The 18,329-nt window shown below is 63.6% G+C and carries 16 protein-coding genes and 1 pseudogene; 8 read left to right on the plus strand and 9 right to left on the minus strand.

Going from position 1 to position 18,329, the window contains the following annotated elements; all coding sequences use genetic code 11:
- Positions 1–86: 86 nt before the first annotated feature.
- Both BM118_RS05860 and BM118_RS05865 read left to right on the plus strand, forming a co-directional pair.
- Positions 87–1,283, plus strand: a complete 1,197-nt coding sequence (locus tag BM118_RS05860; RefSeq protein ID WP_092183054.1) for an acetyl-CoA C-acyltransferase — start codon at positions 87–89, stop codon at positions 1,281–1,283.
- A gap of 112 nt (positions 1,284–1,395) precedes the next feature.
- The gene (locus BM118_RS05865; protein ID WP_092183056.1) at positions 1,396–2,691 is read left to right on the plus strand and encodes an MFS transporter; all 1,296 of its coding nucleotides are present in this window, start codon (positions 1,396–1,398) and stop codon (positions 2,689–2,691) included.
- A gap of 6 nt (positions 2,692–2,697) precedes the next feature.
- On the opposite strand, the gene BM118_RS05870 is transcribed toward BM118_RS05865, so the two are convergent.
- From BM118_RS05870 to BM118_RS05880, 3 genes are all read right to left on the minus strand, one after another.
- Complete coding sequence (locus BM118_RS05870) at positions 2,698–4,101, minus strand: carbohydrate porin (protein WP_092183058.1); 1,404 nt, start codon at positions 4,099–4,101, stop codon at positions 2,698–2,700.
- Between the two features lie 10 nt (positions 4,102–4,111).
- On the minus strand, positions 4,112–5,128 hold the full coding sequence (locus BM118_RS05875; RefSeq protein WP_092183060.1) for a transporter: 1,017 nt from the start codon (positions 5,126–5,128) through the stop codon (positions 4,112–4,114).
- A 112-nt stretch (positions 5,129–5,240) separates the two neighbouring features.
- Positions 5,241–6,023, minus strand: coding sequence for an acetoacetate decarboxylase (locus BM118_RS05880; RefSeq protein WP_092183062.1), 783 nt, complete (start codon positions 6,021–6,023; stop codon positions 5,241–5,243).
- 226 nt (positions 6,024–6,249) lie between these two features.
- Between BM118_RS05880 and BM118_RS05885 the strand changes: the two genes are divergently transcribed.
- Positions 6,250–7,425, plus strand: a complete 1,176-nt coding sequence (locus BM118_RS05885; protein WP_092183064.1) for a patatin-like phospholipase family protein — start codon at positions 6,250–6,252, stop codon at positions 7,423–7,425.
- Positions 7,426–7,924: 499 nt separating this feature from the next.
- Positions 7,925–9,001, plus strand: coding sequence for a hypothetical protein (locus BM118_RS05890; protein WP_092183066.1), 1,077 nt, complete (start codon positions 7,925–7,927; stop codon positions 8,999–9,001).
- A gap of 117 nt (positions 9,002–9,118) precedes the next feature.
- On the opposite strand, the gene BM118_RS05895 is transcribed toward BM118_RS05890, so the two are convergent.
- On the minus strand, positions 9,119–9,664 hold the full coding sequence (locus BM118_RS05895) for a hypothetical protein (RefSeq protein ID WP_177234044.1): 546 nt from the start codon (positions 9,662–9,664) through the stop codon (positions 9,119–9,121).
- A 364-nt stretch (positions 9,665–10,028) separates the two neighbouring features.
- Between BM118_RS05895 and BM118_RS05900 the strand changes: the two genes are divergently transcribed.
- Both BM118_RS05900 and BM118_RS05905 read left to right on the plus strand, forming a co-directional pair.
- Positions 10,029–10,670, plus strand: a complete 642-nt coding sequence (locus tag BM118_RS05900; protein ID WP_092183068.1) for a glutathione S-transferase family protein — start codon at positions 10,029–10,031, stop codon at positions 10,668–10,670.
- A gap of 13 nt (positions 10,671–10,683) precedes the next feature.
- Positions 10,684–10,842, plus strand: a pseudogene (locus BM118_RS05905) (transposase); the annotation flags it as partial.
- 104 nt (positions 10,843–10,946) lie between these two features.
- Here the strand turns inward: BM118_RS05905 and BM118_RS05910 are convergent.
- The 5 genes from BM118_RS05910 to BM118_RS05930 form a co-directional block, all read right to left on the minus strand.
- Complete coding sequence (locus BM118_RS05910) at positions 10,947–11,612, minus strand: TadE/TadG family type IV pilus assembly protein (RefSeq protein WP_092183070.1); 666 nt, start codon at positions 11,610–11,612, stop codon at positions 10,947–10,949.
- A gap of 3 nt (positions 11,613–11,615) precedes the next feature.
- Entirely contained in the window at positions 11,616–12,173 is a 558-nt protein-coding gene (locus BM118_RS05915) for a TadE/TadG family type IV pilus assembly protein (RefSeq protein WP_092183072.1), read from the minus strand.
- A gap of 9 nt (positions 12,174–12,182) precedes the next feature.
- Complete coding sequence (locus tag BM118_RS05920; protein ID WP_092184289.1) at positions 12,183–13,592, minus strand: TadE/TadG family type IV pilus assembly protein; 1,410 nt, start codon at positions 13,590–13,592, stop codon at positions 12,183–12,185.
- Positions 13,593–14,023: 431 nt separating this feature from the next.
- Positions 14,024–15,583, minus strand: coding sequence for an acyl-CoA carboxylase subunit beta (locus BM118_RS05925; protein ID WP_092183074.1), 1,560 nt, complete (start codon positions 15,581–15,583; stop codon positions 14,024–14,026).
- On the minus strand, positions 15,513–16,487 hold the full coding sequence (locus BM118_RS05930; protein WP_177234045.1) for an IclR family transcriptional regulator: 975 nt from the start codon (positions 16,485–16,487) through the stop codon (positions 15,513–15,515). Before BM118_RS05930 ends, BM118_RS05925 begins: the two co-directional genes overlap by 71 nt.
- A 94-nt stretch (positions 16,488–16,581) precedes the next feature.
- Between BM118_RS05930 and BM118_RS05935 the strand changes: the two genes are divergently transcribed.
- Positions 16,582–16,803 (plus strand): biotin/lipoyl-containing protein, encoded by a 222-nt coding sequence (locus BM118_RS05935; RefSeq protein WP_092183078.1) that lies wholly within the window; start codon positions 16,582–16,584, stop codon positions 16,801–16,803.
- A gap of 344 nt (positions 16,804–17,147) precedes the next feature.
- Positions 17,148–18,314: a TAXI family TRAP transporter solute-binding subunit gene (locus BM118_RS05940; protein ID WP_092183080.1), complete on the plus strand. Its 1,167-nt coding sequence runs from the start codon at positions 17,148–17,150 to the stop codon at positions 18,312–18,314.
- Positions 18,315–18,329: the final 15 nt, after the last annotated feature.

Genomic DNA, 18,329 nt, shown 5'->3' on the forward strand with positions numbered 1-18,329 from the left:
CTCATGCCCCGCGCCGTTGCATTTTTTGCGCCGCATCATATGATGACTATAATCTTACTCAGCCGTCATCGCTAGGGAGTCCCGTCATGGCCGAAGCCGCCGATCCCGTCGTCATCGTCTCCGCCGCCCGCACCCCGCTCGGCCGCTTCATGGGCGAATTGTCGCCGCTGGCCGCGCATAAGCTCGGATCGCATGTGATCGGCGCGGCGCTGGAGCGCGCAAACCTCGCGCCCGAGAAGGTCGACGAGGTCTTCATGGGCTGCGTGCTGCCGGCGGGACAAGGCCAGGCACCGGCGCGCCAGGCGGCGCGCGCCGCCGGCCTGCCTGACGCGACCGGCGCCACCACGGTCAACAAGGTCTGCGGCTCCGGCATGAAGGCGACCATGCTGGCGCACGACATCATCCGCGCCGGCTCGGCCGAGATCGTCGTCTCCTGCGGCATGGAGAGCATGAGCAATGCGCCGTATCTCCTCGCCAAGGCACGCGGCGGCTATCGCGCCGGCCACGACCGCATCATCGACCACATGATGATGGACGGCCTTGAGGACGCCTACGAGACCGGCCGCTCGATGGGTGATTTCGGCGAGGCCACCGCGGAGGCCTATCAGTTCACCCGCAAGGACCAGGACGCCTATGCGATGGAGACGCTGAGCCGCGCCCGCAAGGCGGTCGAGGGCGGTGCGTTCAAGGCCGAGATCGCGCCGATCACGCTGACCGAGAAGGCCGGCCCGCGCGTCATCGCCAACGACGAGCATCCGCTGAAAGTCGATCCCGCAAAGATCCCAGGCCTAAAGCCGGCATTCCGCGCCAATGGCACGATCACGCCGGCCGCCTCCTCCGCCAATGCCGACGGCGCCGCCGCGCTGGTGCTGACCAAGCGGTCGCTGGCCGATCGCAACGGCCTTCCGGCGCTTGCCGTGATCAAGGGCCACGCCACCCACAGCCAGGAGCCGCAATGGTTCACCACCGCGCCGATCCCGGCGATCCGCAAGCTGCTCGACAAGGTCGGCTGGACCGCCGGTGACGTCGATCTGTTCGAGATCAACGAGGCCTTTGCCGTGGTGGCGATGGCGGCGCAGCGCGATCTCGGCATTCCCCGCGACAAGCTGAACATCAATGGCGGCGCCTGCGCGCTCGGCCATCCGATCGGCGCCACCGGCGCGCGGCTGATCGTGACGCTGCTGCATGCGCTCGAGGCGCAGAACCTCAAGCGCGGCGTTGCCGCGCTCTGCATCGGCGGCGGCGAAGCCACGGCCATCGCGGTGGAGCGGCTGACGCACTAGCGGCAATGTCCGAAATTGAGGGAAGTCTGACATTTGAGACTTCCGGCAAATGTGCCAGATTGCAACGATGACACGGGTCCCGCGCGGGACCGCCAACCCTGATTGAGGCCCAATGATCTCGAACTGGCTCGCGGCAACACTCAGCCGCCGCAATATCCACTACGGCTGGGTGATGGTCGGCGTGACCTTCCTGGCCGCGCTGATCAGCGCCGGCACGGTCGGTGCGCCCGGCGTGTTCATCGTTCCCCTGCAAAAGGAGTTCGGCTGGAGCACGGCGGAGATCTCGTCCGCGCTGTCGATCCGCTTCATCCTGTTCGGGCTGATGGCGCCGTTCGCCGCCGCCCTGCTCAACCGCTACGGCCTGCGCAACGTCACGCTGACCGCACAGCTGATCGTCGTCTCGGCGCTGGTCGCATCGCTCGGCATGACCGAGGTCTGGCAGCTGATAGCCCTGTGGGGCGTCGTGATCGGCATCGGCACCGGCATGACCGCGCTGGTGCTGGGGGCGACCATCGCCACGCGCTGGTTCGCGGCGCGACGCGGCCTCGTCATCGGCATCATGACCGCGAGCGTCGCCACCGGTCAGCTCGTGTTCCTGCCGCTGCTCGCAAGCCTCACCGAACGCTTCGGCTGGCGGCTGGCGCTCGGCTTCGTCTGCATCATGCTCGGCGTTTCCGCACTCGCAGTCCTGCTCGCAATGCGTGACCGTCCGAGCGACCTCGGCCTGCGCCCGTTCGGCGACGAAGGCACCGAGCCCGTGCCCGCCCCGCCCGTCAACCACGGCTCGATCACCGCGGTGGCGCTCGGCACGCTGCGCGACGCCTCGAAATCGAGTGCGTTCTGGATCCTGTTTGCGACCTTCTTCGTCTGCGGCGCCTCGACCAACGGTCTCGTCCAGGTCCACCTGATCCCGATGTGCCTCGATTTCGGCATCCCGCAGGTCCAGGCCGCGAGCCTGCTGGCTGCGATGGGCATTTTCGACTTCTTCGGCACGATTTTCTCGGGCTGGCTGTCGGACCGTTACGACAATCGCTGGCTCCTGTTCTGGTACTACGGCCTGCGCGGGCTCTCGTTGATCTTCCTCCCCTTCAGTGATTTCTCGTTCTATGGCCTGTCGATCTTCGCGATGTTCTACGGCCTCGACTGGATCGCCACGGTGCCGCCGACCGTGCGCCTCACCGCGCAGAAGTTCGGCCCCGAGCGCGCCAACCTGGTGTTCGGCTGGATCTTCGCCGGGCACCAGCTCGGCGCCGGCACGGCCGCCTTTGGTGCGGGCCTGTCGCGAACGCTGCTCCAGAGCTACCTGCCCGCCTTCTTCATCGCCGGCGCGCTCTGCGTGTTCGCCTCGCTGATCGTGCTGGCCCTGTCGCGGCAGCCGAAGCCGAAGACGCAGGCCGCGATGGCGTAAGCCACCCTAGTACCGGATCGTGGTGGTGACGCCGAAGACTGCGGCGTCACCGATCCGCGAAACGCCGCTCGGATCGTTCGGGTTCGGGATGCCGCCCGAGGGGCGGAACACATACTGGAAATACGGCGCCACCAGCCAGCCCGGCTTGACATGCGCCTCATAGATCATCTCGATCAGGGTCTCGTTGCTGCGCACCGGGCTCTGCACGCCGGTGAAGGCCTGCGTGTCGAGATCGAGATTGCGGGCGGTGTTCGAGATCCGCATATAGGCCATCGCGACGCCGAAGCGATCGAGCGGACGGCTTGGGACAAATCCGACGAAGCCGATGCCGCCGTCGACATAGAGATCGATCAGATTGCGGTCCGGCGGGCCGTAGGCGATGCGGCCGAAGGCGGTGATGCCGGGGATGGACGCAGACGTGCTGTTGTCCTTCACCTCCGGCGGGCGGTAGAGCACCTGCTCGATCACGGCGAAGATGCCGTAGTTGCCGCGAAGCTTGGCCGGAACGCCGCTTCCAGAGGGATCGGCGATCGACAGGCCCTCCGCGGTAAAACGCTGGCTGTCGAACGAGCCATAATGCTTCCAGGCGCCCGGCGTGAAATTGCCGGCGAGCGGACGGCCGCCGATATCGATGTCGTAGTTGAAGCGGACCTGCCCGATCACCCAGGGCGGATCGTTGACGCGGAATGCGAGGCCGTGATGGTCGCGCAGCTGCGGATCGGCATCGCCCGGCCCGGACGGATCGCCGTTGAACACCGCGCCATAGGCGGTGATCTGGTCCGACAGCGCGGCCTTGACGCGAATGCCGGGCACCGCGATCGGCGGTGCCGGGCCGCCGGCCGGGAGGTTGCTCGCCTTGATGGCGGGCCAGCCGAAGGTGCCGTTGATGAAGAGGTCGTCGGTCTGGCTGTCGAAGAACTCGACATCCGCGGCCTGCTGGCCGGCCCTGATGTTCAGCCTGTCGCCAAAGAAGCTTTGCTCGAAATAGGCGTTGTAGAGCCGCTGGTCCGGCAGCGCCTCGATCTCGCTGATGGTGGCGAGGTTTTGCACGTAGTTGCGCGAGAGCCCGCGGCCGTAGATCACGAAGGCGTTGGCATAGAACCGGCCGCCGGTCCAACCGACGAGCTTGTCGAGATCGGCATCGACCGAGAGATCGAGGCGACCGAAATGGATGGCGCCGCGCGCAACGCCGCCGGACACATTGCCAATATTGTCGGCGATATAGGTGGCGCCGAAATTCAGGCCCTTGTTGGCGAGCCCGTCATGCCATTCGTTGAACCATTTTGGCGCCAGCCACTCGGCCGCGCTTTCGTCCTTGGCGCCGGCGCGCGCGCTCGTGCTGGCCAAGGTGCATGCCAGCGCAATTGCAGCCACGCTTCGCAGCGGAGATCTGTCGGCAGTGCCGTTCACGGCTGGTGCGCTACTTGAAAATGCCCGTGCGCCGCATGAACAAATAGGAGGCACCGACCGACGAGGCCATCAGCACCGCCGCCCAGAGAAATCCACTCTCGACGTCAGTCAGCGGCAGGCCCTTGGTGTTCATGCCGAAGATGCCGGTGATCAGCGTCGGCGGCAGCAGCAGCGAGGTCACGATGGAGAGCGTGTGGAGGTGGCGGTTGCTCTCCTCCTCGTTCTTGAAGCGCAGCTCCTCCTCGAGCAGGCGGCTGCGCTCGCGCAGCTCGACGATGTCGTGATCGAGGCCATCGAGCCGCTGCGCCAGCTTGCCGGCGTGGATCCGCAAGGCCGGCGACAGGTGATCGGTGTTCTTCTGGTCGAGCCGGTGAAACAGCACGCGCAGGCCGGTGAGCTGACGATGCAGCCTGACGCAGGTCCGGCGCAGCCGGCCGAGGGTGCGGCGCATCTCCGGCCTCGCCTCGTCGGCGAGGATGCGTTCCTCGATGCCGTCGATCTCCTGCCCGAGCTTGTCGGCCATCCTGTCCAGCGTGTCGGCGACCTCGTCGACGATCTTTTCCAGGAGATGGGCGACGTTGTCGACGCGGTAGCCGCCTTCGAGCACCCGGCGCGTCGCATCCGCCGAGCACAGCGCCTGATGGCGGCCACTGACCAGCAGGTGCTCGGTCATGGCGAAGCGCAGGAACGCGGTCTCTTCCGTGGGACTGTCGATGTCGCGCACGAGGTCGGAGAACACGCCGTAGACGCAGTGGTCGATGACATGGAGCTGCTGGAACGTGTCGTTCGACAGCAGCAGTTCGCGCGCAAGCGGCGGCAGCTGTGAGGCCGCAATCCACGGCCGCGCCCGCGCGTCGGTCAGGTTGAAATGCAGCCAGAGCCGGCCGTCATGGCTGAACTCGATCGGCCGGTCGATCGGCAGCGCCTCGGCGCTGCCGTCGCTGTGCAGTCGGAACGCCCAGACGAGGCCCGGAATGGCAGGCTCAGCCCCCGATATCGCGCTGACAAGCTTTGCCGGCTCAGCCATGGTCGCCCCAACCGTCAACACATGCCCCGTCTCCGGAAGATGGCTGACGGCATCTTCCGGACCTCGCGGGTACTCAATTACGCCTTTGTTACAGTATGATGATGGCGCCGCCCTACTCCGCGGCCAGCCCCGTCGCGGCCGCCGCCTCGGCTTCCCTGATGTAGTCGTGCACGACGCGGCCGAACGGCAGCGTCAGATCGGCGATGTAGTGATGCGCGCCGACGACGCGGCGAACCGGGAAATCGGCAACCGGCGCATTGACGTGCGGCACAAGGTGAAGACGTCCGGGCCCCATCCAGGAGCCCTTCGGCACGATATCGGTGAGGTTGATCGCGACGAGCTGGCAGACGTCGAGACGGCCGTCGACGCCCGGGATCATCTTCAGATTCACCTGCGTCTTCGACAGCGTCGCGCGGGTGAGATCGCCGTTGCCGGCCATGCTCTCGTGCTTGTAGCCCATCGTGCCCATGGCGACGAGCTGGCCGGCATATTCCAGCGTGCCCGTCAGCGTGTCCTTGACGATCTCGAGCTTGGGATGGGCGTATTTCTTGGGAAAGCCCCAGATCTCGCGGCCCGCGGCGATCGGCGGATCGTCGTCGAGATACATCTGCGAGACGAAGTTGACCTCCTCGCCATGCAGGCGCGCAGGGATGACGAGCCCGGACTCGGTGTAACTGCCGAAGCCGGAGGAGTCCGGCATCCTGATCCATTCGTAATGCACGATCGGCTGGTCGATCGGCTCCAGCGGCTCGGGCAGGCCGGCGCGGATCAGGTCCGGATCGGTCTCGTAGGTGATGACGAGGAATTCGCGGTTGACGAAGCGATAGGGACCGGCCGGATAGCTCGGTCCCGCGGCCGGCATGGACGGAAGTCTCAGCACATCTTCCCTGCGCATCGCTGGTCTCCTCATGTCTGTGATGCCTGCCCGGCAGCGTCGGGCGGCGATGCAAATTGCTAGCGGCCGTCATTGACTGCGATGTGAAGGATTTCCGTCAGGCGCGCGACCCACGTGCCATTCCCGTTGCGATTGACCTGCATGCAGATGATGCATCGGGCACCGACCCTGTCATCACGCCGTCACCGCGGGACGCAATCGTTCGGTGAAGGCAGGAGGCATCGCCATGGACGCCCGCACGTCGCAACCGACTTATCAGACCCATCAGCCTCCCGCGCGGGGCTGGCGTCCCGAGCGCTGCGACCGCGTCGCGCTGGTGCTGCAAGGCGGCGGCGCGCTCGGCGCCTACCAGGCCGGCGTCTATCAGGCGCTGCACGAGGCCGGCATCGAACCTGACTGGGTCTGCGGCGTTTCGATCGGCGCGATCAACTCCGCCATCATCGCCGGCAACAGGCCGGAGAAACGGTTAGATGCGCTGCAAGTCTTCTGGGAGCGCATCACCAACCGCAAGGTCTGGCACTACACGCCGGATGGCGACGTCTTCCGCCAGTGGCGCAACCTCACCAGCGCGTGGATGACGTCAGCCATGGGCCAGCCCGGCTTCTTCAGCCCGCACCAGGTCAATCCCTGGTTCAGCCCGGTCGGCGCCAGAACCGCGACGAGCTATTACGACACGACACCGCTGCGCGAGAGCCTGCGCGAGCTCGTCGACTTCGATCTCATCAACGAGAAGAAGGTCCGCTTCGCGGTCGGCGCGGTGAACGTGCTCTCCGGCAACTTCATCTATTTCGACAACGCCCATGACGAGATCGGGCCGGAGCACATCATGGCCTCCGGCGCCCTGCCCCCGGCGTTGCCGATGGTGCGGATCGGCACCGATCATTTCTGGGACGGCGGCATCGTCTCCAACACCCCGCTCCAGCATCTGCTCGACCAGGAGGACGCGCTCAATTCGCTGGTGTTCCAGGTCGACCTGTTCAGCGCTCGCGGCGTGCTGCCGCGCTCGATCCAGGACGTGATGGCCCGCCACAAGGACATCATGTATTCCTCGCGCACACGCCACAACACCGACGTCTATCGCCGCACGCACAATCTCAAGGTCGTGCTCTACAAGGCCCTGGCGAAGCTGCCGGAGGAGCAACTCTCCGACGAGGAGCGCAATCTCAAGGCCAGCCTCTGCCATATGCCCGAGATCGCGATCCTGCACTTGATCTACCAGCAGAAGGCTTATGAGGGCGACGCCAAGGACCACGAATTCTCGGGCACCTCGATGCGCGAGCACTGGGCCAGCGGCTTTGAGGACACCAAGCGCACGCTGAAGCGGCGCGACTGGATCAAGATGCCCGAGCAAGGCATGGGGCTGGTGGTGCACGACGTGCATCGGGAGACGGAGAGCGCGTAGCGCGGCGACGCTCGCGGCAAGCCTTCCGCGAAAAACTCGAAAACAACCCCATGCAATGTAGCCGATGGCCGGCGGCAGATGCCTCCTGCATCTGCAAGACCATTTGGCACGTTGGGCAAAACAGCGGCATCACGCCATCCTGCCGCAACCGTACGATGCTCAATGAAGGATGCTTCGCAGGGTATCGGCTGACCACGCAATCCCCTGCACGAGAGTCAACTCGGCTGCACCACATTGCGACGCGAACGGACGTGTCGCGGCTTGCCTTCGTAGCTGACACGAACTCTTCTGCCGAGGTCGGCGTCTCTCCCTCCTCGACCGCCCGACGTGCATGAAGATGTCAGCGCCGATATCCTTCAATCGGATGACGGCGTCGGATCGTGACTTTGATAATGAGTCACCACTGAGCGGCCATGAATTTAGCAGCGACAGGTTCCGCCTCACCAACAGCGAGTGACGAGACGATTTCGCCTGGTCTCGATTGCGAGGAGAGATAGAGATGGCGGTTAGAGCTAGTGTCGAAGATGAACGCTTCTATAAGAAGATAGAGAAATCCCTCGATACCACCGCTAGCTTCTGGACCTTCGCGTCCGAGGGACTGAAGACTTACGACAAATATCGGCGAAGCCCGGCCTCTGGGCCGCTCGCCAGGGCGCAAGCGCTCTTGCACGAGTATAACGAGAGCCCGGTGAAACCCGGCACTCTGTCGAAAGTTCTCGCCAAGGCGGACAAAGCCAAGAAGTACTACGAGTACGTCCGCAGAGTAGAGGATGCAGTTGACGAGACGAAGCGAGACGGCGCGCTTCTTAAGCTCGGCATCAAGATCTCCATGGACCTCGCCAAGAAATGGCTCGGCGCCTCGCTGACGACGCATCCCTACTATGCCTACCACAAGGTCATGCTCGACGCTCTGGCTGACGCACTCAACGCAGCCCACAACAGCAGATCCACCGTCGACGCCTATCGGCGAGCGGTATCCGCCGCAACCTCGACGGCCGTTGCGAAAGAGTTCAAGCGGCTGGAAGGCAGAAAGGTCGAGATCGTCGCGGCACATGTGGAGTTCACGGACAGGATAGGCGTGGCCGCCGACATCGCGCGCGGCTTGATAGACCAGAAGCTCGCTGAAAGAAAAATCCAACAATATGGCGGAACGGCTCGTATTGCCGCAGCCGTCGCCGATCTCCAGGCGTGGCGCGCGATGTGGGCCGGTCTCGCTTGCGAGTCGATGAAGCTCGTTATCATGGCAGGCACCGAGCTCAACGTTGCCGCCGCAGCGATGCACGAGATGCAACAAACGATGGCCAAGCTCATGGGCGGTGGCACCACCAGTGTGCTAGCCGGTCGTGGCGCCATCAACGCCATCGAATGGGAAAAGTACGATCAGATAGTCAACAGGCGGACGCCAGATCGGGCGGCGATGGACCCGGTCGCATTTGCACAGTCCAATCATGGCCGGGCCCTTGCCTGGACCACGGCCCTTGCAGAAATGTGCGATTTCGTCACAAGCGACGAGGTCTACTTCCCAAGCAAATTCAATACTCAGCTCGAGCGACTGAACAAAGTTCTGTACGTCTGATAAGCCTGTCTTTGTCAACGGTTGGGGTGGGCGAAGGCGAGCCGCCAATGGTCTGGCAGCCCGCCGAGGTCTCGTTCCTGCTTCAGTCACATATCGAGATTGATGTCGGCGTTTCCCTCAACTCGTCGTGCCGCGCGGGTTGACGACCGTATAGCCCCGCAAGGAACGCGCGTGCATTCTTGTTGCGTGTCCGCCCGAGTTGGCGTCATACGCCATCCAGATGTCTCCCCCGAGGTGCTGCTCCAGGACGAACACGTGGCCGCGTCGTGCCGCCACCATTCCCGGCGCTGGCGATGTCCGCGGAAAACGCAGCCAGTTGGCCGCAAGATTCAATTCCGGCATCATACGACCAAACACGCGCAGGGCCGCGCCGCAACCGCAGAAGGACGAAGGGCAACCGACCGGTCGACCGCCGACGACCCGATCGCCGGAGACATTCACCGCCGCAACGGCGTTGCCAGCGACGGCCATTGTGAGCTGTCTTGAATTGGGCGCCTGTGATGAGGACCTGGAAACGCGCTCGCGGCGCGTTTGCGAATGCGAGAAGTCGCAAGGCATGATGACATTGCATTCGGGCGCGTGATCAATGCGGTAGGGTCGTGCTTCCGAAGCAATAGAGCTGACGGCAACAAAGAAACACGCAAAAAGAACTGGCTTGAACATTGCAGGACTCCGAGTTGAAGGGTCCTGCCCCGGAAGATGAGCAACTGATAACAGTTTGGCTGAAATGGGCCTAAAGAACGGCCGAAAATGGCTGCATTTGCGAGCCGCTCTCTTCAATCCCCAATAAGCCACACGTTGCGACCGGAATGATTAACTCGCAGAGTACGAACGTCCGCCTTTGACACCTCCAGCGCTTGCGACATGCAACCGGCTTCGCGTTGCGCCGGAAGCGGAAGGTCGCGACCGCCGGCGACGCCGAAGGCGTTGCGCAGGAGTATTCGACGAGCCTTGTACATATCGTGTCAGAGTGGGAATTTCGCTCCCGCGAATTTAGGCACTAAAGCCAGCGTAAGGACGCTCAACTATGCTCACTGTCTATGGCGAAGGTCGTGGGTTCCGTGTCGTTTGGCTGCTCGAGGAATTGGGAGTGGCTTATCGCCTGCGCCCGGTCGATCTGCTCGCTGTCGAGAATGATCCCGATTTTCTTGCGATCAACCCCGCCGGCTTTATCCCGGCGCTACAGGACGGCGAGATGATCATGGTCGAATCGATCGCGATCCTCGAATACCTGCTTGCCCGCCACGGTCCGAGCCCGCTCGCCGTCGCCCCGGATGATCCGGCTTTCGGCGCCTATCTGCAATTCCTCCGTTTGGGAGAGGCTGGGCTCGCTGGACCAATGAACGCCGTCTTCGTCGGTCGCGCACTCGCGCCCGAAGCAGAGCGAAACGCCCGGGTCACGAACTGGGCACTAGAGACCTTTCATAGCCGGCTGGGATTGGTCATCCAGCGTCTCGCAAATCGTCCATTTCTCGCCGGAGACCAGTTCACTGCTGCTGACATTTCAGTGAGCTACGCTCTCCTGCTTGGTCTGCGAACCAGCAATTATACGCCGGGTTCAGTCGAGCGTGCCTATCTCGCCCGCACGACCACACGCCCCGCCTACGCCCGAGCGATGGAAATTTGCCAAGCCACCAAAGCTTGGTCGGAGAGATCACCGACGTTGTAGAGCCAAGTCGCGAATCCACTTCGAGTGGCGCGTGATCGAGCCACTTCCGCCCAATGAGCCGAGAGGCGTGCCGCGTGGCGATGACCGACAGGTGCTGAATGGCATCGTCTGGGTGTTGCGCTCGGGTGCGCCGTGGCGCGATCTGCCCGAGAGATCAATGTCTCGGTCCTCGCGCCAGATACCACGTGCGCCTATCGGGCGTTTGACGCGTCGGGCAGCCGCATCACGCCGTCATTGCCCGCCTGCATCCCGGTCAACCGCCGCCGCCTTGCTCAGCTAGCAGGTCTTCTGCTGCAGATGCTGAACGCATGTGCACGTCGTCGTCATCGTCGAGGAATACTTCACGTCGTAATATGGAAAGCTCGAGTTGGCCGGGCTGTTCGTCGAGCAGCGCGGGAACAGGTAATAGCTGTCGGTCAGCTTGACGGTGCCGGCGATCGTATAGCCGAGGTTGGGTGTGTAGTCATAGGACACCTCGCTCAGGACGAGTGAGATGTTGGCGTTGTTTGGATTGTTCGGATTGGTGGCGGTGAACTGGGACAAGGTCATCTGCTGACCCACGGTTCTCGCCCCCGACGAGTTCGTCGACGTGCTCCATTGCACCGTCGCATTGCCGTTGCTGTCGGTCGAGACTCCAGAGACCGTGATCGTCATCAGGGAGGTGCTGCCGTTCTTGACGGCATAAGGCGCCATGATTGCCGTCGCGGCGCCAAGAATTGCTTGCATGCGGGCCGCGCTCACCTGCGTGTTCTGCGAAACCATGTCGGCGACACTGTGCGCGGTCGCGCTGACCTTGACGTTCATGGCGAGCCCGTTTCCCAGCTCGACGCCGCCGATATAGAGCAGAAGCATGAACGGGGCGACGATGGCGAACTCCGTCGCTGCAACGCCGCGAACGTCGGTTCGCAGGTGCCGTGCGCGAGACGACAAGACGGCGATCATCAGTCAGCTCCCTGGCTCGTTCTGGAACGCGGCGGACGACATGATCAACCGGTTGCCGTTGGAAAGATTCGAGAGATTGAAACCGAGCGGCCCGAGGAACACCGGCCATTGGTACATCACCCGGAGAACGACGATGTCGCCGGAATTGCCGGGATCGTACTGCCAGGTGTTCGTGACCGCTCCCGTGCCGTCGAAGGTCAAGGTCGGAATGCCCGTATTGGCGGCCGACCAGGACGTCGCCACCTGCATGTCGACCATCAGGCCGCTGCAGGTGAACAGGATCACGACCTGGTCGCAGACCTTCTGCTTGAATACGGCCTGCGTCATCTGCGCGGACTGAACCTGTCCCGTCATGACGAGGCGCGCCGATTGGCGCACGACGGATTCGAGCAATTGCTGGGCAAAGAAAACGAGGAACGTCTGAATGAGCGCGATGATGAGGGCGAGGAACGGCGCAGCGACGAGCGCGAATTCGACGGCCGTGGCGCCCCTGCTGTCCCGGGCGAAAGCTGCGCAGCGACCGCCGCGCCTCCTTCTCGTTGTCGCCTGTGGACCAGTCATGGCGCTTCTCTACTGCACGAGGCTTGCGGTGCTTGACGCAACCTTGATGAAGAGGTTCGTCAGCGCTGTAGAAATGTCGCCACCGGTTTGAACGGAGGCATAGAAGCCAGGCGAGGCGCATGATTGCAGGTTTTGTGCGATGGTGCCGGTCAAGGAAGTCGGCTCGTTGTACGGGTCCACCCAGCTCATGTACCAGCTGTTCGTGACCGGGATATTGGGGGTCTTAAGTTGCAAGTATTCCGTATAGAGGACAGCGATCTTAATGCCCCGGTTCTTGATGGTCGCGCAGATCGTCGTGTCGAGCGGCTGCTGGCATCGATTGTTGGAGGCGAGGCTCGCGTTGGGGCAAGTCGAAGCGCCCGAGACGATCTTGTCCTCGACGCCGTCGCTAACAAGGAAGATCACCTCCTGTGGCGTATCTCCCGACACGTTGCTGCCAAGCCCGGGAGTGGGCATGATGTCGTTGAGGCTTTTAAGCGCGCCGGCGATATCTGTGCCATTGTCGGTCTTACAGTTGGTCGTCACAACGACGCAGTTCTGGTAGGCGACCGGCATCAGCGCGATGTTGGAAACCTGGGTTCCGGCGCTGGTCGGGGTAGTCAGCGTGGCCAGTGCGTTCAAACCCAAATCGAACGTATAGAGCGCCGCTTTGTAGGTGGTGTTGTTCAACGCCGACATGCACTGCATGACGCCGCCCGAAACGCCCGACTGCGGGCAGTTCGACCAGCTATTCAGCAACTGGTTGACGGCACTCGTCACGAGATCGATCCGCAAGGTGATATTTCTTTGTCGCGCGATCGCGAGGTTATCCTTGGTCCCGCCGTCGTGAGCGATATTGGTTTCATGACAGGCGAAGCCGCAGTTCTGCGAGCCCCCTGCCGACTGGTACGTGGGGGCGGTGTACTTGATGAGATTGCTGATGTCGGTCGTGGTCGCGCCGATCCCCATGGACGGAGAGTCGTCCATCAGCAGATAGAAATTCATGTTGGGTGCGCTCGACGCCTTCGCCGTCGCGGAACCGCTGACCTGCCAGGTCGTCTTGCCGAGAACGCCGGGGAAATTGTTGATGGACTGCGCGGTGTAGGCAACCGTGATGGTTCGCGCGAGGCCGGAATCGACGACAGTGACCGTCGGTGTCGGGGTCGTCGACAGTCCGGGAAGATTGGCCTTCGCTGCGAAGACGGCTGCGGCGGTGGCCTGGACGACGCTGGCGTCGTTCTGCGTCAGCATCGCCGGCCTCACGGCCGCGATCGCGGCCGCGTCGGCAGCAGCGTTCAATTGCTCCCGCTTGCGCAGGGCCAGCGTATAGTCGAGCGCCATGCCCAGCAGAAAGATGATGGGAATCATCGTGAGCGCGAAGATGATGGCGACGTTGGCCTTCCGGTCTCTCGCGAAACGAAACACTACGCGGCCGAGCATGCCTTCACCCTGGTTGCCGTCGTTGCGGCGAAGAAATTTTCCAAAACACCAGTGACGGGAGGAGATAGGCAGGACCTTGCCGCCGGCCACCCGATCGTCACGGGCGAAATATGGCGACAGCCATCTTAATCAACGCTTACGGGAACCCTATAAACAGGGACCGCACCAATGAGATGTGTCATATTGAGAAAGCATCATTAACACCGCTTAAACGAGATCATCGAGGATGAGCCCGGTCGGGTCACGAATTCGGGGCGAACCAGTAACCCCGAACCTTCGCGGAGCCCCGTCCCGGACGGGCGTGGCGCGCAAACGCTCGCGCCGGGGGCCCGGATCTTGTCCGGACCGTCCGCGGATTCTGGGCAGCCTCGCGGAGCCCGTCGTCGGGCCGCGCCCCGCGCCGACCCGTAGGTTCGCAATGACGGTCGCCGTTACGGCCTGATCGTCATGTTTCCGGGAGGTCCGGCCTTGCGGAGCGGCTCGGCCAGCCGCGCGAACTCGCAGAGCAAGGACCTTGTCCTGCGCGGATCGATGATCTCCTCGACCCAGAACTTCTCGGCCGAGCGGAACGGCGAGCGCAGCTTGTTCAGCCGTTCCTCGATCTCCTTCAGCTTGGCCGCCTTGTCCTCGGCCGCATCGATGTCGGCGCGGTAGGCGGCTTCGATGCCGCCTTCGAGCGGCAGCGAGCCCCAATAGGCCGACGGCCAGGCGTAGCGGATCGAGAAGCGGTCGGCCGGCTGATGCACCACGCCAGCGACGCCGAAGGCGTTGCGCAGGATCACCGTGCACCAGGGCACGGTGGTCTGGTTGACCGCGGCCATGACGCGGACGCCGTGGCGGATGGTCGCCGCCTTCTCGGCATCGAGGCCGATCATGAAGCCGGGGCAGTCCATGAGATAGACGATGGGCAGATGGAAGGTTTCCGCGAAATCGACCCAGCGCACCACCTTCTGACACGCATCCGCCGTCCAGGAGCCGCCATAGTGAAAACTGTCGCTCGCCAGCAGCATCACCGCCCTGCCCTCGAGCCGGGCGAGGCCAACGATGATCGGCTTGCCGAAATTGGCGGCGACCTCGAAGAACGAGCCCTTGTCGACGACCTGCTCGATGATCGGCCGCATCTTGTAGACCTGCTTGCGGTTGCGCGGCACCGCGTTCATCAGCGCTTCCTCGGTGCGCTCGGGATTGTCGGTGCAGGGCAAGGTCGGCGGCAGTTCGTAGACCGACGACGGCAGATAGGACAGGAAACGCCGCGCGCAGGCGAAAGCCTCTTCCTCGGTGTCGACGGCATGATCGACCGCGCCGGCGCGGGTCTGGATGTCGGCGCCGCCGAGCTCCTCCTTCGAGAGGTCCTGCCCCAGCGCCTTCACCACCGGCGGCCCCGCGACGAACATCGCGGACTTCCGGGTCATGATGGAATAGTGGCTGGCGGCAAGGCGCGCGGCGCCAAGGCCCGCAACCGAGCCGAGGCCGAGCGCGACCACGGGTACGCGCGACAGGTTTTCCGTCGTGAAGCGATACCAGCGCGTGCCGCCGATGCCGCCGGGCAGGTTCGCCGCGCCCTTGGTCTCGATGGTCTTGACCGAGCCGCCGCCGCCGGAGCCTTCGACGATGCGGACGATGGGCAGACGGAAGTCGTGCGCCATCTCCTCCGCCATCAAGGGCTTGGCCGAGATCGACGCATCCGCCGAGCCGCCGCGCACGGTGAAATCGTCGCCGACCACGACCACGGTGCGGCCGTCGACGCGCGCGCGGCCGAACACGCAGTTCGCCGGCGTCAATTTCTGCAGCTCGCCGCTGGAATCGTACTCACCGATGCCGGAGACGGCACCGATCTCGTGAAAGCTGCCTTTGTCGATCAGCTTGTCGATGCGCTCCCGAACAGTCAGCCGGCCCTGGTCATGCTGTCGCTTGACCTTGTCAACGCCGCCCATCTCCCGCGCGAAGGCTTCGCGCCGGGCGAGCTCGTCGAGTTCCGGCTTCCAGTTCATTCACTCCCTCCGAATTGATCGGCTTGTTATTGTTGTGCACGGCCATTGCGACCGGTTTACGCGGGATGCGGTTGTTGAAGACATCGCCTTCTGCGCCCTCGATCAGGCTGCCGAGCGAGCGGCCGAGCGCGAGCATCAGCGGCGCGACTTCTGCATGCAGCCGCTGCTCGTCATACATCGCGGACAGAAGGCCGATCGTGATGACGACGAAGGTCTGGTACTGCGGCGACCAGATCGGCACCGCGAGACCATTGATGTGCGGGCTCCATAGGCCGCAGGCCACGACATAGCCGCGCTCGCGCAGCGACTGACGGTTGGCTTCGATGCGGGGCTTCAGGATCTTGGCCGCCTCGGGAGCTTCGCGCTCCATGTCCGCAATGAAGGCATCGCCGACCTCAGGCGCCAATGCCGCGGTGTAGGCCGCGCCTGCCGCGGTCGAGGCCATCGAGATGCGGCTGCCGGTGCCTTCATGCAGGCCGAGCGCGGTCGCCGAGCGCGCGAACTGGAGATAGACGAGATGGAAGCGATCGGGGACGACGAAGCCGACCGTACCCGGCAGTTGCTCGGCGACTTCCTGGAGCCGCTGGCGGATCATGCTGCGCAGCTGCGCGCCCTTCATCATCGAGGCGCTCATCGCCACCGCGCTCGGACCGATGCGATATTTCTGATCGCGCGGCAGATAGACGAGCTGGCCCATGCGCGTCAGCGTGTGCGTGAGCCGCGACACGGTCGAGCGCGGCAGGCCGCAGCGATTTGAAATCTCGAGATTGCCGAGCCGGGCCTCGTGGCCCTCGAAGCATCGCAACACGTCGAACGCGCGCGACACCACCTGGATGACATCACCCTCACCGGCTTCGCCAGCGAGCGCACCTTGCCTACTCAACCGCTCCGAACGTCGTCCCATGATCCCTACCAGTTGTTCCGCTATGCGGAATTAAATTCCGCTTGCAGAAGAAACTACCTCAGGCATTTTGCGACCACAACAAAAAGGCGATGGCATGCCAGAAATTAAGATCGTCACTGAAGTCGCGGGTCGCGTCTGCGCAACTCCCGTGCAAGTTGGAGGAACCGTCGCGGATGGCGACGACGTTGTGGTGGTCGAGGCGATGAAGATGGAGATCCCCGTGCCTTCGCCCGCGAGCGGCACGATCACATCGCTTCTGGTGAAGCTCGACAACATCGTCGCCGAGGGACAGGCGATCGCGATCGTCGCGAGTTGAGCGCGGATGCGGTGCGCTCGCAGCCGCGACAATGTGTCAGAGGGCGCCTCGCAACGCGGATCAAGTGCTCCTTATGCGATCAGTCGCTCCACAAGCTCGTCATGCCCGGGCGTGTTCCGGGCATCCACGTGCTTGTTTCAGCGTGAAAAGAACGTGGATGGCCGGGACACGCCCGGCCATGACGATTGGGAGGCATCGCGTTCGCCAGTGGAAGCGAGATCGCGCATTCACGGTACAGCGTTGCCATCGCCTGACACCGATGACATGATCCGATTCAAGCAAAATCTGTTTCAAACAAAGAAAGAAAATCTTCGCGGCAAACGCGATGATCATTGGAGGGAATCATGCTTCGTGGGCTGCTCGTGCTCGCGCCTGCCTTGGTTGCGGGCATTTCTTTTGCGTCTACACGCTATTCGTTCGCCGAAGACATCAAGCTGCCGGCGACCTTGACGTTTACCGCCTATGACACCGGCACCGCCGGCTTCAACATCGCTGTCGGCGTCGGCAAGATGATGAAGGACAAATACGGCACCGACGTGCGCGTGCTCCCCGCAGGCAACGACGTCGCGCGGCTTGCGCCGTTGCGCGCCAAGCGTGCCGTGTCCGCGGCGATGGGATCGGGCACCTATTTCGCGCAGGAAGGCGTGTTCGAGTTCGGCTCGAAGGAATGGGGCCCGCAGCCGCTCCAGATCCTGCTCTCGAGCGTCGATTGCAATTGCGGTTCGCTTGGCGTCGCCGCCGACACCGGAGTGAAAGATCTGAAAGACCTGAAAGGCAAGCGCGTCGGATTCGTGGTGGGCTCGCCGGCGCTGAACCAGAACTCGCTCGCGGTGCTCGCCTTCGCCGGGCTGACGCAGAAGGACGTCAAGGTGGTCGAGTTCGCCAGCTACGGCGCGATGTGGAAGGGCCTGATCAACAACGACACCGACGCCGCCTTCGGCACCACCATCACCGGCCCCGCCAAGGAGGCCGAAACTTCGCCGCGCGGCCTGATCTGGCCGCCGCTGCCGGCCAAGGACAAGGAAGGCTGGGCGCGGATGCAGAAGGTCGGCTCGTTCTTCTTCCCGCAACTTGCGACCTGCGGCGCCGGCATCTCGCCGGACAAGCCGGTCGAGCTCGGCAACTACCCCTACCCGATCTTCGTGACCTACGCCTCGCAACCGGCCGACCAGGTCTACGCCATCACCAAGGCGATGATCGTGAACTACGACGCCTACAAGGACTCCGCGCCCGGCGCGGGCGGCCTTGCCGCCGACCGGCAGACCAAGAACTGGGTGGTGCCGCTGCATCCCGGCGCGGTGAAGGCGCTGAAGGAAGCCGGGCAATGGAACGACGCGCAGGACGCGCACAACAACAAGCTGATCAAGCGCCAGGAGGTGCTTGGCGCAGCGTGGACGGAGTACGGCAAGTCCAATCCGCCTGCCGACGACAAGGCATTCCTCGACGGCTGGATGAAGGCCCGCGCGGCGGCGCTTGCGAAGGCCGACATGACGAACGGGTTCGAGGACTAGTCTACAGCGGTTCAT

This window comes from Bradyrhizobium sp. cf659 (assembly GCF_900113725.1).
In the GTDB taxonomy this organism is placed as follows: domain Bacteria; phylum Pseudomonadota; class Alphaproteobacteria; order Rhizobiales; family Xanthobacteraceae; genus Bradyrhizobium.